Here is a 17223-nt window from a genome sequence, read left to right on the forward strand (position 1 = left end):
TGGGATTGCTTTTTTATTGATTTTAATCATAAACTTTTACATATTACTTTCTGTTCATTTATCATTTTTTGGAATGTATATGTTGTAATATTTCATCAGTCATAGCTTTAACACCTGATTTTTCTAAATGAATATCATCTGGTGCAAAGTATTCAGCGTGACCTTCAGAACGTTTGTACCAATCAATGAGCGTGACATTATCCTGCTTTTAGCTGCATCATTCATCAACGTATTAACGTGACTCTCATAATTTCTTGGTACACGCGTGTTTATTAAATAAACTTTAGCACTACCAAATTTGCCAATTAATTCATCTAATTGTTCTTTAGAAAAATCCCCACTTGTACCTAATTCTATTACGACGTGGTCATATTTTTTATTATATTGTCTTTCTACTAACGGTATAGCAGCATATAAATTCCGTCCAACTTTACCATCAATTTCAGCATTAGGCACATGCGTGTTTAAATGTTGTCCGATATCAACCATAACGGAATCACCAATAAATCTTTTAAATGACTTTAAATTCGAATATACAAAAAACTAGCCTAAGTAAAAGTACATTAAAAAACGTACTTACTAGACTAGTTTTTATTCTAAATATTAAATCTTAACTTACGCCTAATGCAATTTTAGCGTAACGAGACATCTTATCTTTGCCCCATGGTGGACTCCAAACGATATTAATCTCTGTTTCCTTAACTTCCGGAACTTCAGCTAATACTTCTTTCACTTGATTCATAATCTGTGGTCCCATTGGACACCCCATAGAAGTCAGTGTCATATCTACTGTACATAAGCCTTCATCATCAACATTCACATTATATATTAAGCCTAAGTTCACAATATCAATACCTAACTCAGGGTCAATTACCATTTCTAAAGCACCTAATATGCTATCTTTTAAATCTTCCTCCATAAATTTCACCTCTTCGTATTTAATCTTATTTACAATATATCAAATATCTTACAAAACGCCAATAAAATGCTATGATATTCATACATCAATTATCAAAGATTAAGGAGATTTACATGAAACCTTATTTAATTTGTCTAGATCTAGACGGAACGCTTTTGAACGATGAAAAAGTGATCACACCATATACCAAAGAAGTACTAACAACTTTACAAAATCAAGGTCACAAATTAATGATTGCTACTGGTCGACCTTACAGAGCAAGTCAAATTTATTATCATGAACTTAATATGAATACACCTGTCGTTAACTTTAACGGGGCGTTTGTACATCATCCTAAAAATGATCAATTTGAAACAATGCATGAAAGATTAGATTTTGATTTAGCTCGAAATATTATTCAATCCTTAAATGATTTTGGCGTTACTAATATTATTGCAGAAGTGAAAGATTATGTATTCCTTAATAGCTATGATCAAAAATTATTCGATGGCTTTTCCATGGGCACTCCAAAAATTGAAACAGGTGATTTACTTACATATTTAAATGAATCACCGACTTCAATTTTAGTAGAAGCAGAAGAATTTATGATTCCTAGGGTTAAACAAATGCTTACACGATTCTATGCAGAAAATATTGAACACCGCAGATGGGGTTCACCTTTCCCAGTTATAGAAATTGTAAAACAAGGTATCAGCAAAGCACGAGGTATTGATTATGTTAAAACACATTTAGACATTGATAGAAATCATATTATCGCATTCGGTGATGAAGATAATGATTTAGAAATGATTAAATACGCAAAACATGGTATCGCAATGGAAAATGGCTTAGATGAGTTAAAACATATTGCGAATGAAATCACACATTCAAATAATAATGATGGTATTGGTCGTTACTTAAACGATTACTTCCAATTAAACATTCCGTATGAAGTAACTGTAAAATCTTATATTTAATATAAGATTTACTCACTAGGAGGCAATTTATTATGAATAAGATCGTAGTCGTTGGTGCTGTAGCTGGTGGTGCGACTGTCGCCAGCCAAATTAGAAGATTAGATCAAGAAAGTGAGATCGTTGTCTTTGAGAAAGATCGTGATATGAGTTTTGCGAACTGTGCATTGCCCTATTATTTAGGAAATGTCGTAGAATCAAGAGATCAAATACTAGAAGCAACACCAGAATCATTTTACGATGCTAAACAGATTATAGTGAAACCTTATCATGAAGTAACCTCAATCAATGATACTTCACAAACTATAACTGTTTATGATTACACCCAAGATAAAACCTTTGAAGAACGTTATGACACATTAATTCTAAGCCCTGGTTGTAGTGCGAATACGTTAAAATTAAATAGCGATATGACATTCACTTTAAGAAATATGGAAGATACAGATGCAATTGAAGCCTATATAGAAGCAAACCAAGTTAAAAAAGCACTCGTAATCGGTGCTGGCTATATTGGTTTAGAAATTCTGGATAATTTATATGAAAGAGGTATCGCACCTACGTTAGTCCATCGTTCAACACATCTCAATAAATTAATGGACGAAGACATGAATCAGGCCATTATCGACGAAATAGAAAAAAGACATATCGACTATCGTTTAAATGAACAAGTGTCCAAAGTCATTGGTAATGAGGTACACTTTGAGTCGGGTAAAGTCGAAGATTACGACCTTATAATAGAAGGTATCGGCGTTAAACCGAATTCATCCTTTATTGAGTCATCCAATGTCATTCTAAATGATAAGGGCTATGTGCCAGTGAATGATAAGTTTCAAACTAACATTCCTAACATCTATGCTTTAGGTGATATTATCACTTCACATTATCGTCATGTAGATTTAAATGCGCATATTCCTTTAGCTTGGGGTGCACATCGTGGTGCAAGTATCATTGCAGAACAATTAGCCGGGGACCCATCTATAACATTTAAAGGCTATTTAGGTTCAAATATTGTAAAATTTTTCGATTACACGTTTGCAAGTGTCGGCATATCTCCACAAGAACTTTCGAACTTCGACTATGAAACTGTTGAAGCCAAACAAGGAGAACATGCGGGCTATTATCCAGGTAATACAAAGTTACATCTACGCATTCATTTTGACAAAACAAACCGACGTATCTTGCGTGCTGCTGCTGTTGGAAAGAAAGGTGCAGACAAACGTATAGATGTACTCTCTATGGCAATGATGCATAAATTAACTATAGACGAATTAACAGAATTTGAAGTTGCTTATGCCCCGCCTTATAGTAGACCTAAAGATATCATTAATATGATTGGTTACAAAGCACGCAATAAATAGAGGTAGTGTTTAAGTCAATACACTTGTTTAAATAAAGCAATAGCCTGCAGACGAATACTTTGTTGCAAGTGCGTATGAAATTCATTAATATTAAGTATTGTCCATCGAAAATGTGCACAAAACCCTATATGAAAACCAGTAGTATTTTCTCAGCCAATTAAAAGGGAGCTTCCAAAATTGGAAGCTCCCTTTTAATTGAACTTGAATTATACTTTAAGTTTTTTATAAACCAAATAGTTGCGTAATTGGTCCCTGTGGCAAGATAACACCTAAAAGCATAGTAATTAAAATAACAATAATCGTTGTCCATAATAAACTATGACTTGGCTGACCTTTTTTACGTTTTGCAATCGAAACTTCCATAAGTCCAATTACTGCTACGCCACCAAGCATTTTCAAAGTAAGTAACATATGTCCGCCAGCATTACCAGATGAAAATGCTTGAATCCAAGTCCAAAAGCCCGAAATTAAAACTAATACCATAAACACTCTTAAGAGCATATGGATTGGTTTAAAGTAAGGTGATGCACCTTGTTTTTCTGAAAAATTAAAATAAGCAGCAAAGAACAAGATTATTAATAACACCCAACTTGCAATATGCATGTGTAACATAATATATAACCCCCACACAATTTTCACTTCAATAATATGTAAAACAGAAGTATGTGCCACTTTTTAATTACTAAAATAAAAGGTGGCTTTCTTAATCTTACTCAAAATAAGTATATTTTTCAAAAAAGAAATTCTGCACTACTTATTTTATTTGAATATCTCTATTATTGCAATATTAATCCTATTTAATACATATTAAAACCGGGCAACACAAATGTCAGCCCGGTTAATATATCTATCATTTATTTTTCTGCAATAAAATTAGTCAGTGTACCAATGTTATCGATTGTAACTTTTACTTCATCACCTGGTTGTAAAAATTGCGGAGGATTCATTCCTGCGCCTACGCCAGCAGGTGTGCCAGTTGCAATAATGTCACCTGGATGTAAAGCAACATATTTAGAAATTTCTTCAATTAATTCATCTATTTTAAGAATCATTGCACTCGTATTACCGTCTTGACGAATGTCATTGTTTACTTTTGTAACAATATTCACGTCTTCAGGTGTAGGTAATTCATCTTTAGTTACGATGTAAGGGCCAACTGGGCATCCGCCAGTTAAACTTTTAGATAAGAATGCTTGATCTTGGGCATCTTGAGCTTTACGGTCTGTAACATCATTAATAATTGTATAACCATAAACGTAATCTAATGCTAAACCTTTTGGTATTTTTTCACCTGATTTTCCAATAACAATACCTAATTCACCTTCATAATCTAATTGATCTGTAATATCTTTATGATTAGGAATTGTACTATTATCTCCAGTTAATGAAGAAGCGGCTTTAGTAAATACGTACAAGCGTTGAACTTCGTGATTTAATTCGTTAGCATGATCTTGATAATTACGTCCAAATGCAATGACATTATTAGTTGGTGTTACTGGTGGTAAAAATTCAATGTCAGCAAATTGCACTTTATAATCTTCGCCTTTGCCACTATCTTCTGCAGCAACAACTGCTTTACGAACTTCTTCTTGAAAATCTACGACTTGGTTTTGTTGAAGGCCGTTTAATAATGTTTTAGGATGGAACGCGCCCTCAGAAAAATCTGCAAAAACTTTTTGTAAGTCCCACGCAGCTTCTTCACGTTTTACTTTCACACCATATGATGTCTGTCCTTCATGTCTGAATGATAGGAATTTCATTCAATATCAGCTCCTCATCTATATCTTATTACATATTATAACTATATTTACTACTAAATAACAAATAAATAACTAGAATTTTCAAAATTCTATTGTTTTGTCTCTATTGTGTCTTATTTTAAGTAAGTAATTTTCCGCCATAACCACTCGATAGGTCCATATTTAAAGAATTTCAAATAATAATAACAAGCTAAAAGTTGCAAACTATATACAACTACTACGATAATATAGGATTGATAGAGTGGTAGCTTGTTGTATAAACTTAATCCTATGTCATTATAAATAAATGTGAAAATGATACTTTGTGATATATAAACTGATAAACTGAGTTTCCCAGGATATTTAAAAATGTCTAGTACCTTTGCAATTTTGGCATATTGACATAAACGAACAAAGATTAAAATGTATCCCATCGCAAGGATCGGACCGCCAACCATTGAACTTATAACTGAAAACGTATTGTTTGCATAATCTAAGGCAAATGGAAGTTTAATAAAATAGCCAATAATAAATAAAGTACTCCCCCAAGTCATGGCACTACGTGGGTTATTTTGAATTTTAGTTATCAAACTTAACTTTTGTGCGGCAATACCTATAAGGATATAAGGTAAAAGATCAAGATATGCAGCTCTTGTAACAATATCTATAACACTATATTTACTTTCCAATCCATTAACTTGCAAGAATTCAAAGTAATGACCATTTTGTTTGATATCAACCAATTGTGCGAGTGACTTACCTGAATAATTACTTGCTTCATGGCGACCTTTATTCCAGTATGCTAAAGAAATTGGAATAACCAATATGACAATTTTCATTATAAATAAGCCAGCAGCTGATTTAATTAATGTCTTAGGTTTCAACTTGATAAATAACACTGCAATCATACCAGTGAAACCATAACCAAATAAAATATCTCCATTAAATAAAAAATAGCCATGTAGTACACCAAAAATAAGTAAAAATACTAATCTTCGATATATAAAAGGATAATAAGACATTTCCCTACGTTTACTATTTTCATACATAATACCTAATCCATATCCAAATAAAATTGTAAATATTGGATAAAATGAACTGATAACGAAAAGTGTAACAATGCGGAATAGCCCTTCATTGGCACCATGCAATACTCCAGGTAGATAAGTCTCCTCATAAGGAAAACTGAAAACTAGAATATTCATTAATATGATGCCAAATAAACTAAAACCACGTAATGCATCTAATTCAAATAATCTGCGTTGCGGTGACACAATATAGCACCTCTTTTTGGAAATTTAAGTATCGATTGAAAGTTGGCCAAATTTAAAGAAATATAAATATCCTTTAACTTTGGTTTTTAATATTGTTTCTAGTGTGGTGCGGTAATATTCCATCTGTATCTTATAACGCTCTCTTAATTGAGCACCAATTTCTTCATCTGACATGTTCCGACGTCTATTAAATGCGTCTGTCTTATAATCTACAAAATAATATTGATCATCTTTTAAAAATATAAGGTCAATCATACCTTGTATGATTGAAGCATCTTCATCATCTGTTTTTAAATGATCCACATTGGATTGATTCACAACGAATGGTAATTCACGATATATTTCATCACTGGATGCGATGGTTGTGTATAGTTCACTATCAATAAAAGTGTAGATATCGTCATAGCGAATATCTTCTTTCGCATCTTCAGGTATGATATGTTTTTCAATCATTTGATCAATATGTGCATGTAATTCGCTTTGTGATAGTCCATCGCGTTTAAATGGTAAATGTTGCATCACTGTATGCATCAGCGTACCAACTTCATTTGCTTTCCTTTTAGAACTATGACTTAAAAAACCGGGTCTTTCATAAGACGATGTACCTATACGATACTGTCTTACTCTATCATAATTTGTATCTGCTTGTTCCGTATCTAACTGACGTTTTAATTCAGATACGGACTGCTTCGAAGGTTTATCAACAGCGTCTTGATACGGATACTTATAGCTTAGCTGTTGCTGAATTTGTAATTTAATTGCTTCATCCTTTGTATTCATTGTCTCAATATCTTCTATAGTGCGACGCTCACTTTCTTCAACTACCGCTTCTGATGCAATATCTTGATAAAAATCTGTATTCAATTGAACATAGGGTTTCATCGTTGCATCGATGTCTCCAATTGAGCGTTCAAAACGCAATTCAATCGGTAAAGAAGATGACTGATATTTTGACAATATTGGATAAATCATATCAATCGGTCTTTGCGCTGTTAGTCGATAACTTACAGGCAAATGAGTATCCGACACAGCAACTTGCTCAAACTGAGTTAATTCCTTCTCATCTTTAACACGTCCAATTAAAAACAATTGCTCTTTTGCACGTGTGAGCGCAACGTATATGAGTCTCATTTCTTCAGAAACCATTTCTTTTTCTGCGATTGCTTTGTACGTAACGGACGATAGCGAAGGGTACGATAAGTTGCTTTCCACATCGTAATAAGTCATTCCTAAGCCGTAAGTTTGATTTAAAATCACTGGTCTATGTAAATCATCTCTTCTGAACTTACGAGATAACCCCGAATATATTACAAATGGAAATTCTAACCCTTTACTACTATGAATCGTCATCATTCTAACCACATCATCATTTGGACCTATAATGTTTTCTTCTCCAAAATCTTTGCCACGTTCTATTAATTCATCTATAAAACGGATGAATTGATATAAACCACGGAAACTGGAATTCTCAAATTCTACTGCTTTATTAAATAATCCATATAAATTGGCGCGACGCCCTTTTCCTCCAACAATACCACTAAAATATTGAATCACGTAATGATCATTATAAAACTTATCAATCAGCTGATAAACCGGATGGCTTTGGCTATAATGTTGATACATTTCTATATCTTTTAAAAACGCATCTAATTTTTCCATCAATTTTTTATTTGCAACATCATTTGCCATATAATTTTTAATTGATTGATAAAAATAATCATCATTAGGACTAAATACGCGAATATTTGATAATTCATCTTCAGTAAATTGATAAATCACAGAACGCATTAAACCTACTAAATAGATATCTTGTAATGGATTATCAACTGTTCTTAAAAATGATAATATCAACCGTATTTCTACTTGTTCAAAATACCCTTCCTTACTATTTACATGAAACGGTATATTGTGGTCTTTAAATGCCTGCTGAATCTTACGTGCCTGGCCGTATGAACGTTCAAGTATCACGATATCTTTATAGCTTGGTTTACGATATTGCTCTAATTTCATATCATATATTTCATGTTTAGCCATTATTTTTTCAACTTGTTGTACGATATACTCAGCTTCTTGTTCTGCGCCATTTAAATCTGACTCAGCTTCTTCTACTAGCATATTCATCTGAATATCATGAGGCTTATCATCGTAAGGAGCACCATAATACAGTTGTGCCGCATCATCATATACAATTTCCCCTACTTCTTTATCCATCATATGTTTGAATAAATAATTAGTCGTTGTCAGTACTTCTTCTCTTGAACGGAAGTTTTGTGATAAATCAATTCTCATGCCATTTTCTAAGCCATCTAATGAAAAACGATTATATTTCCCTATAAATAAACTTGGATCTGCTTGTCTAAATTTATAGATAGACTGTTTCACGTCACCTACCATGAATAAGTTGCCGTCTGATTCATTACCTCTTTTAATACATGATAATATTTTCTCTTGAACTCTGTTCGTATCTTGATATTCGTCAACAAGAATTTCTTCAAATTGTTGGCGATACATGTCCGCAATTTCTGAAGGCGTACCGTCATCATTCGTTAATACGCGCAACGCAAAATGTTCATAATCAGAAAAATCCAAGAGATTTCTACTTCTTTTTTTCGAATTAAATTGTTTTATTACATCTGCGGTCACTTGTGTTAGATATGATACCCTCGGTGCTAAGCGCTGCATATCATGCTTCAATTCTTCTGCTTCACGTGAAAAATAATCTTCACGAACTTTTGAGACCAATGCTTTATATTGATCATAGTGCTTTTTACCATCATCATATGCATCAAGCATCATCTCATTCGCTTCTTTAATCTTCTTGTTTTTAGCTGGAAAACGCGCTTCAAATTGGTGTTCAGCAATGACTTGTGTATTCAATTGACCGCCTTCCATCGCTTGATTTAAAAAGTGTCGTTCCTTATCTAATACAGCTACTTGTTTATCTACTTCTTCTAGCATCATGAATAAATCATAACTTTTATTCAACGCTTCTAATGCTGAATTCATAAAAATCATTGCTAAATCATTCAGTAATTGTAGTAAATCATCTTGTTGCTCCCCATTGTAATAAGGGTCTGCTAAATTTTGCAACCAAGTTAAAGGATTTGGATTCGCCACACTAAAATAAAATATTTGTTTAATCGTATTTCGTAATTGGTCGTCATTTCGATCAGATGATAACTGTTCAGTCAAATCTACGAAACTTGGATCTAACACATCATAATGACTTTCTAATACTTCATCAATCGTCTGTTCAAGCAGTAAAATATTTTCCGCTTCACTACTTGTTCTAAAGTTTGGATCAATATCTAAAACATCGTAGTGATGTTGTATTAATTTCAAACAAAAACTATGGAGTGTAGAAATTTGTGCTTGATGAATTTTGATACGTTGATTTTTCAAATGTGCATTATCAGGTGATGCCATAGACGCTTCTTGAATACGTTGATCTACACGATGTTTCATTTCACGTGCACTGGCGTTTGTAAAAGTCACTACAAGTAAGCAGTCAACATCTATTTCATCATTGATAATTCGCTGAATAATACGCTCAACTAAAACAGCTGTTTTTCCTGATCCTGCAGCCGCAGCTACAAGTACATCTTGACCTTTGGCGTATATACTTCTCCATTGATTATCAGTCCATCTTGTATCAGCTGGCTTTGCTGGGATTTGACTCATAATTCATCTTCCTCGCTTTCTAACTCCACATTTTGCACTGCTTCTAACGGATTAATCGACTCATCTACAGTACGATAACGTTTACTATCAATAGCACCATCTACATGACATACAGACTTATAATTACAAAATTCACAAGGCAACGTTTGATTATATTTCATCGGTGCAACTTCTGTATGACCATCCATAATACTGGACGCAGTTTCAATAAAGTTCTTTTTATTATGCTTTATTAATTTATAAATTGTATCTTCATCAGCAACTTTACTGTTACTTTTAATTCCTCCGTCTTTTTTCAATCCAAGCGGTACAATATCAGAATTATAACTTGGTTCTAATCTAGTATCAAAAGCGTCTAATACAGATTCATCACTATTTAATAACCCACTTAATTTAAATGAATTAATAAACTCTGTATCTCGTTTATCTTCATTTAATTGGTTCCATGCCAATTTTATACGCGGTTCATGCACATGAAAATATAAAAGTCCTCCTGGTTTAGTCATCTCTGTTAAACCAAGTCGTGATTTATTTTGTAATACAATATCCATATATGTCATCATTTGCATTTGCATACCATAATAAACTTTGGTCAAATCTAGTGTTCCACTAAATTTTGAAGACTTATAATCAATAATATTCACAAAACTTTGATCACCTTGCTGATATGTATCAATACGGTCAATTTGTCCACGAATATTGATTGGAACGCCCTGTGTTGTCTTCAATGGCTCAGCTAACAATTCACTATTATCACGTGGTTTTCTTCTAAATCCTGCTTCGAAACGTTGTGGCGTAAATTTTGTGTGGCTACCTTGATATTTGAGCGCAGTCAATGTCGTCTCTACAATAGCGCCAATACGTTGTGATAAATAACGATAATAAGCTGTTGAATTCAACAAGTTAAATTGAACCTCAGGTAATATTTCCGATAAAGCTTCTAGTGTTAATTTATGAATTTGTTTCGTGTTTAAGTTTTTAAACTCACCATTCACTTTTTCTGAAATGAATTTCAATACTTGGTGAAAAATATCGCCTAAATCAAAGTTTTCAAGTTTGTATTTTGTACGTTCGTTGAGTCGTAAACCATGTGATGCAAAATGTTTAAATGGACAAGCTTGATATCCTTCAAATCTGGATACACTTGCATTAATCGTCTTACCATATAAATCTGTAGACAATGATTCACTTAATTGCACTGTTTCATTATCATACGTTAATGCCGATAATAAGTAACTCAAACCATCATTTAAGTTATCATTATCTTTCATCACTTGATATGTGTCTAACCATGTATCAGCGACAATCTCATCATCTAACCATGCTTTTAAAGATTCAAATAATGCAATTTTAGTTTGATGCGGGTGTTCCATTAATGACAATGGATTAGCTTGATGTTGATGATGAATATTTTGAATGTCTAAATTTGTATATAACTGTTGAATTTGATTTAAAAAAGGGCTCGAGTTTTTTTCATCTCCACTTGTTCCCATCAAAGAATAAGAAAATGTCACAGCTGCATGACTTCTTGTCATAGCAATGTAGCACACAAATGCTTCATCCATTTGTAATATATCTGCTGTAGGACTCAATTCTATCGTTGACTGTTCTTGAAAGTACTTCTTTTCATCGTCTGTAATCAAGCTCGATGATGAAACGGTTTGTGGCATGACCCCATCATTTACACCGACAAGGTATACATGTTCTTTGTTATCAACTTTAGCTAAATCCATTGTCCCTATACTCACTTGATCAATCGTTTGTGGTATCATCACAAATTCTAATTGCTCTAATCCAATGTCAAGCAATTCTAAAAAACGTGTTTGAGTCATTGTCTGTTCACCAAAAACAGTAACTAAATCATCTAATGTTTGAATAAAACCATTCCATATCTGGTCAATTTCTTCTGCTTTTTTATGTTCACCCTCAACATCTAATGTGTCTCGATCTGTCATCAATTGACTTGGCAAATCAAATACTTCTATAGCTTCGTAAAAGGCTGTCGCAAATTCAATTGCAGTTGTAGCATTATTCATTTTCGATTCAAACATCATCACTTTATCAATAACGTCTGTTTTCATTTGAATTACACGTTCAAACGTTTCACGTTCTTCATCAGTTAATGGTTGGCGTTTTAAGCCCATTTTTCTAAATTGTTCAACATGGAAGTATTTTTCATCAATCCAACGTTTGCCATAAATACCACGTTCAAGTACAAAATTTTCTAAAATATCAATAAGATAATGACTATCTTTAAACTTTTTAGACAGTATATTGGTCTTAAAAAGACGCATAAGTGGATCAAAATTCCAATTCGTTTGTATGACTTCAATGAGTGAGCGCATCATTTCCATAACTGGGTGATGTGTCATAGATTCTTTAGTATCTATATTGTATGGAATATCGTATTGCGGCAAAATCGATTCCATTAAATATGCATAAGATTCATCTCTATATAATATTGCTATATCTTGAAAACGTCTACCTTGTTCGCGATTTTCTCTCAAAATACGACGAGCTATTTCATTAATTTCTTCGCGCATTACAGATGCCTCTAAGATTTCAATATTACCTTGTACCGGAATCGGCTCAAATTGTAATGCATTAAAGTTATGCTCTAAATGTTTTAAATCATTATTATTATAGCGCTTTGCTTCATTAAAATATTTGGTATTCATCTTAATATTTAAGTCATTGGAGATGTCTTCAATATGCGTTAAAGATTCAGATGGTTTTCTAAATAAACTAAACGTATCTTTGTCTCCGTCTGTAGTTAATACCACGGTAACCTTTTTCGCATAACTCACTAGGCTACGAATAATTTGATATTCTAAAGTCGAAAAGTTATGGAAACCATCGATATATATTTCAGCTCGCTTCAACCACTCAGATTTATCCATCATCGTTATAAAGCGTTGAAGCGCATCCTCAGTTGATACATATTCACCATTTATTCTATCTTCTAAATGTTTATAAATGAGCGCGATGTCTTGCAGTTTATGTTTTGTGCGTGTTTGTAAGTGATTTGTAGCTATATATTCCTCTAATTGTTCTGGAGAAACTGCATATTTTTTAAAGTCTTGTATTTGTTCATAAAGTTTTCCACTAAAACCATAGTATTTAACTTGAGAGCGATAAAGTTTCAACTCTGTTTGATGTTGTTGGATGATATCATAAATCATCATCTCTGTACCTGCTTTTGATAGCTGTTGTTCCATCAAGCCACCGACTTCTTGAAATACACGGTAACTTAAACGTTCAAAGTGTAGTACTTCTGTTCTAAGACTACCACTTAGTTCAGGATCGTTTACAAATGCTTGTTCGAGTTGAAAAGTATTTTGCGTAGGAGCAATTAATATAATGGGATTGCCTAGTGGATCTTGCTTCATTTTACTTTTAATTTCTTCAATGATTTCATGTGACTTCCCTGTTCCTGCTCTTCCGATATAAGCATTTAATTCCATGGCATACTTCCACTCCTTTGACTCACATTTTAACATAGAAAAGGTTGTACATTGTAAATCTTTCACCTGATTGCTTCAACTCTTTTAAGTATGTGAATCGGTTGTTTATAATAACCATATGAACCATCATATGTATTTTCAAATTCAATAATGCCCTCTAATTTAAATTACCATTACGCCGATTAATGAAACTGATTTAATTTCATAGCTTTTTATATAGAAAAAGTGCTAATCTGTTAAATTAACAGATTAGCACTTTAATAATTATATCAGGTAAATATGTCTTAAATTCAGTTATTATTTATCTTGATCTGTATCAGGATCAAAACCAAATTTCATTTCATTAAGTGGCCAGAAACTAAATGATACTTTACCAACTACTTGATCTTCATCTATTAAACCAAATGAACGGCTATCTTTACTTACTTCACGATTATCACCAAGCACTAGTAGCTTGTCTTTAGGTATCTTATTTTTTCCATCTACTTGATTTAGATCTTTTGTTTCAAAGCTACCTGTAATATATTCATATTGTTTATTTTTTTTATTTGAATCTAAATATGGTTCTTCTACTTCTTTACCATTCACAAATAATTTGTCTTTTTTATATTCAACGTTATCCCCTGAAGTTCCGATAACACGTTTAACATAGTCGCTTTCTTTAGTTGCATGAAAGACAATGACGTTACCATTTTTTATATCGCCAAATTTATAACCAAATAAATTGACCATAACACGTTCGCCATCTTTTAGCGTAGGGTCCATGGAATCACCTTTAACTGTATATGGTTTTGCCACAAAATTTACAATTAGTAATACTAACGCTACTGCAACGACAATTGACACAATCCATTCCAATATCTCTTTTTTCAATTTTTACACCTCATCTATTTAATTAAAGTTCACTGCGAATTTTTCAAATGGAAAATACCTTAAACTTACATTTCCAATAATGTCTTCTTTCTGTATAAATCCAGTCGTTCTAGAATCTTGTTTATTTTCACGATGATCATTGAGTACAAAATAAGCATTCGGTGGAATGATATCTCCTTCAGAGTGCTTAATATTTCTAAGTGATAAATCATTTATACTATTACTCGCATAAGGCTCATCAACTGCCCTGTCATCTCTATATAAAGTCGCGTTCTTATACGCAATAGATTGCCCAGGTTTGCCGATAATTCTACTAAATTTAATTTTATCACCTTCACGATACATTATAATATCATTATTATCTAATAAGTTAAATGTAGTTTTAATTTTATTCACAATAATTCGATCATTTTGTTTAAGGTTTGGTGCCATTTTATCATCATTAATGACGGCGCCTGTAATTACAAACGCTTGTATCAATAGTACAATAATAATCGCAAATATTATGGAAATCAAATGTTTTAATATGAATCGCACGCTGTCACTCCTCTGAAGAATGCATAAAATATTTCTCTATTTTTCGTCCCACAAACCATACTATTAAAATAACGATGATGATAGTTATCAATCTTGTAGGGCTTGTGAATAAAGTGGTAATATCTTTTCCCAACCAACCTACAAGTCCAATCATCACAATTTTTGAAGCTATAAGTACAGTCAAATAGGCATGAGCTTTAATATGCGATAAACTTGCGACAATATTGACTAGCGCACTTGGTGTAAATGGAAAACACAATAAAATAAAAATTGGAAGGACGCCTTTTCTATCAATGAAATGTATCAATCTCTGAACAGAGGTACGTTGTTTTATTTTCTTCATATAACGTGTATGCGTAAGCCTTCTGAAAAATAAGAATACAATATAACTACCAGCTACTGTACCTACCCAAGCCAATAAGGTTCCAATGATAAAACCATAAGCATTAACGTTAACAATGACAAATACAATGATTGGCAAAATAGGAATAAAAGCTTCAATAAATGGCAATAAAAAACCTACAATATATCCTAAGTTTCCGAATAAATCAAACCAATATTGTACTTGATCTTCTGTCATATAACCCATCTCCATCATTTCTATTGATTATAATTATAAGTGTAACATCATGTTTTTAAAACTATAAAGTACTAGGGTTAATATAAATCAGTCTCAAGAACGAAAAAACCATCATATCAGAGACTTATAGTATTAATAACCGTGATGTGCTTGAAAAAATATAGCCAATTATTATATATTTTAGCGTTATCAATACAAAAAAGACACATTCCAAATTTATCTTTGAAATGTGTCTTTAATTAAATCATTATTTTTAACGAAACAAATTCATCTGTTATTATAAGCGTTTTTCTAATTCTGCTTTTTTATCTTCAAATCCAGGTTTACCTAATAAAGCAAACATATTTTGTTTGTATGCTTCAACACCTGGTTGGTTGAATGGATTCACGCCTAATTGGTAACCACTCATTGTACAAGCCAATTCAAAGAAGTAGACGATATAACCAAATGTTTCTTCATCTAATCGAGGAATATCAACAACAATGTTTGGAACGCCACCATCTGTATGCGCTAATAGTGTACCTTCAAAAGCTTTCGTATTAACTTCATCAATTGTTTTACCTGCTAAGTAATTCAATCCATCCAAGTTATCATTATCTTCTTCTATAGTAATGTTATGTTTTGGATTATTTACTTTTACTACTGTTTCAAATAAGAAACGACGTCCTTCTTGAACATATTGACCAAGAGAGTGTAAGTCTGTTGTATAGTTTGCACTTGAAGGATAAATACCTTTGAAATCTTTACCTTCAGATTCACCAAATAATTGTTTCCACCATTCATTGAAATATTGCATTGAAGGATCGTAGTTAATTAACATTTCAGTATCATAACCTTTTGCATATAAAACATTACGGATTGTTGCATATTGATAAGCAATATTGTCTTCTATGTTTTCTGATGACAATTCTTCACGTGCTTTAGCCGCACCTTCCATCATTGCTTTAATATCAATTCCAGCAACCGCAATTGGTAATAAGCCCACTGCAGTTAATACTGAATAACGGCCACCAATATCATCAGGTACAACAAATGTTTCATACCCTTCATTTGTAGCTAATTCTTTTAATGCACCTTGTGCTTTATCTGTAGTTGCAAAAATGCGTTTTTTCGCTTCATCTTTACCATATTTATTTTCAAGTAATTGTTTAAACAATCTGAATGCAACTGCTGGTTCAGTTGTTGTACCAGATTTTGAAATTACATTGACTGAGAAATCTTTTCCATCTAAATAATCAATTAACTCTTGTGTATATGTTGAAGATAAATGATTTCCTACAAAGACGATTTCTGGGTATTCATCACTATTTCTAAATGAAGAAGTTAACATTTCAATAGCTGCGCGCGCACCTAAATATGAACCGCCGATACCAATTACTACAAATACATCTGAATTTTCTTTAACACGTTTAGAAGCTTCTAAAATACGTGAAAACTCTTCTTTATCGTAATCAACAGGAAGGTCTATCCAACCTAAGAAATCACTACCAGCGCCTGTTCCTTCATGAATTGTTTTATGAATTGATTTAACGATGTCTTTTTGTTGCTGTAGTTCGTGTTCTCCAAAAAATTCTAAAGTTTTACCATAATCTAATTGAATATGAGTCATTTGATATTGCCTCCAGTGTTTTTATTTTCAATATAATTCTACTAAGTTTATTTTTACTATTCAAACAACTAGCCTATAATCAATCATAAATTATGACGATTTTGCTAATTATCTTTAGCGTCCCAGTTTTTTTATTCATTATTATATACATATATATATAATCCTTTAATCAAATTTTCTCAACCGTCAGAACAAAAATTCTTCCTTTTACAAATATAGACCTCTAAATATTTTTG

Annotated in this window: 12 protein-coding genes and 1 pseudogene; 2 read left to right on the forward strand and 11 right to left on the reverse strand. The window is 32.5% G+C overall.

The features are described 5' to 3' along the window. Positions 1-61: 61 nt before the first annotated feature. Both ACA31_RS07480 and ACA31_RS07485 read right to left on the reverse strand, forming a co-directional pair. Positions 62-537, reverse strand: a pseudogene (locus ACA31_RS07480) (SGNH/GDSL hydrolase family protein); the annotation flags it as partial. 73 nt (positions 538-610) lie between these two features. Further along, positions 611-919 (reverse strand): metal-sulfur cluster assembly factor, encoded by a 309-nt coding sequence (locus ACA31_RS07485; protein WP_057512710.1) that lies wholly within the window; start codon positions 917-919, stop codon positions 611-613. 113 nt (positions 920-1032) lie between these two features. Here ACA31_RS07485 and ACA31_RS07490 point away from each other — a divergent pair, with 113 nt between their 5' ends. Then, positions 1033-1875 carry a Cof-type HAD-IIB family hydrolase gene (locus ACA31_RS07490; protein WP_057512711.1) on the forward strand — a complete coding sequence of 281 codons (843 nt, stop codon included), beginning with the start codon at positions 1033-1035 and terminating at the stop codon, positions 1873-1875. Positions 1876-1907: 32 nt separating this feature from the next. Next, positions 1908-3230, forward strand: a complete 1323-nt coding sequence (locus tag ACA31_RS07495) for a CoA-disulfide reductase (RefSeq protein WP_057512712.1) — start codon at positions 1908-1910, stop codon at positions 3228-3230. Positions 3231-3452: 222 nt separating this feature from the next. Here the strand turns inward: ACA31_RS07495 and ACA31_RS07500 are convergent, their stop codons facing one another. The 9 genes from ACA31_RS07500 to ACA31_RS07540 form a co-directional block, all read right to left on the reverse strand. Then, positions 3453-3842 (reverse strand): YisL family protein, encoded by a 390-nt coding sequence (locus ACA31_RS07500; RefSeq protein ID WP_057512713.1) that lies wholly within the window; start codon positions 3840-3842, stop codon positions 3453-3455. Between the two features lie 242 nt (positions 3843-4084). Further along, complete coding sequence (locus ACA31_RS07505) at positions 4085-4990, reverse strand: fumarylacetoacetate hydrolase family protein (protein ID WP_057512714.1); 906 nt, start codon at positions 4988-4990, stop codon at positions 4085-4087. 113 nt (positions 4991-5103) lie between these two features. Then, positions 5104-6243, reverse strand: a complete 1140-nt coding sequence (locus ACA31_RS07510; RefSeq protein WP_057512715.1) for a DUF418 domain-containing protein — start codon at positions 6241-6243, stop codon at positions 5104-5106. Between the two features lie 24 nt (positions 6244-6267). Beyond that, positions 6268-9927 (reverse strand): helicase-exonuclease AddAB subunit AddA, encoded by a 3660-nt coding sequence (gene addA, locus ACA31_RS07515; RefSeq protein ID WP_172793166.1) that lies wholly within the window; start codon positions 9925-9927, stop codon positions 6268-6270. After that, positions 9921-13388: a helicase-exonuclease AddAB subunit AddB gene (gene addB / locus ACA31_RS07520; RefSeq protein WP_057512717.1), complete on the reverse strand. Its 3468-nt coding sequence runs from the start codon at positions 13386-13388 to the stop codon at positions 9921-9923. Before addB ends, addA begins: the two co-directional genes overlap by 7 nt. 297 nt (positions 13389-13685) lie before the next feature. Further along, positions 13686-14261, reverse strand: coding sequence for a signal peptidase I (gene lepB / locus ACA31_RS07525; RefSeq protein WP_057512718.1), 576 nt, complete (start codon positions 14259-14261; stop codon positions 13686-13688). Between the two features lie 18 nt (positions 14262-14279). Further along, positions 14280-14798: a signal peptidase I gene (gene lepB / locus ACA31_RS07530; protein ID WP_057512719.1), complete on the reverse strand. Its 519-nt coding sequence runs from the start codon at positions 14796-14798 to the stop codon at positions 14280-14282. A gap of 4 nt (positions 14799-14802) precedes the next feature. Next, entirely contained in the window at positions 14803-15378 is a 576-nt protein-coding gene (locus ACA31_RS07535) for a TVP38/TMEM64 family protein (protein WP_057512720.1), read from the reverse strand. Between the two features lie 277 nt (positions 15379-15655). Further along, positions 15656-16987, reverse strand: a complete 1332-nt coding sequence (locus ACA31_RS07540) for a glucose-6-phosphate isomerase (RefSeq protein ID WP_057512721.1) — start codon at positions 16985-16987, stop codon at positions 15656-15658. Positions 16988-17223: the final 236 nt, after the last annotated feature.

It is taken from the genome of Staphylococcus sp. NAM3COL9 (genome assembly GCF_001431205.1).
Lineage (GTDB): Bacteria > Bacillota > Bacilli > Staphylococcales > Staphylococcaceae > Staphylococcus.

Coding starts and splice junctions, on each gene's coding strand:
- ACA31_RS07485 (WP_057512710.1), bottom strand. CDS start 919: ATGGAGGAAGATTTAAAAGATAGCATATTAGGTGCTTTAGAAATGGTA.
- ACA31_RS07490 (WP_057512711.1), top strand. CDS start 1,033: ATGAAACCTTATTTAATTTGTCTAGATCTAGACGGAACGCTTTTGAAC.
- ACA31_RS07495 (WP_057512712.1), top strand. CDS start 1,908: ATGAATAAGATCGTAGTCGTTGGTGCTGTAGCTGGTGGTGCGACTGTC.
- ACA31_RS07500 (WP_057512713.1), bottom strand. CDS start 3,842: ATGTTACACATGCATATTGCAAGTTGGGTGTTATTAATAATCTTGTTC.
- ACA31_RS07505 (WP_057512714.1), bottom strand. CDS start 4,990: ATGAAATTCCTATCATTCAGACATGAAGGACAGACATCATATGGTGTG.
- addB (WP_057512717.1), bottom strand. CDS start 13,388: ATGGAATTAAATGCTTATATCGGAAGAGCAGGAACAGGGAAGTCACAT.
- ACA31_RS07535 (WP_057512720.1), bottom strand. CDS start 15,378: ATGACAGAAGATCAAGTACAATATTGGTTTGATTTATTCGGAAACTTA.
- ACA31_RS07540 (WP_057512721.1), bottom strand. CDS start 16,987: ATGACTCATATTCAATTAGATTATGGTAAAACTTTAGAATTTTTTGGA.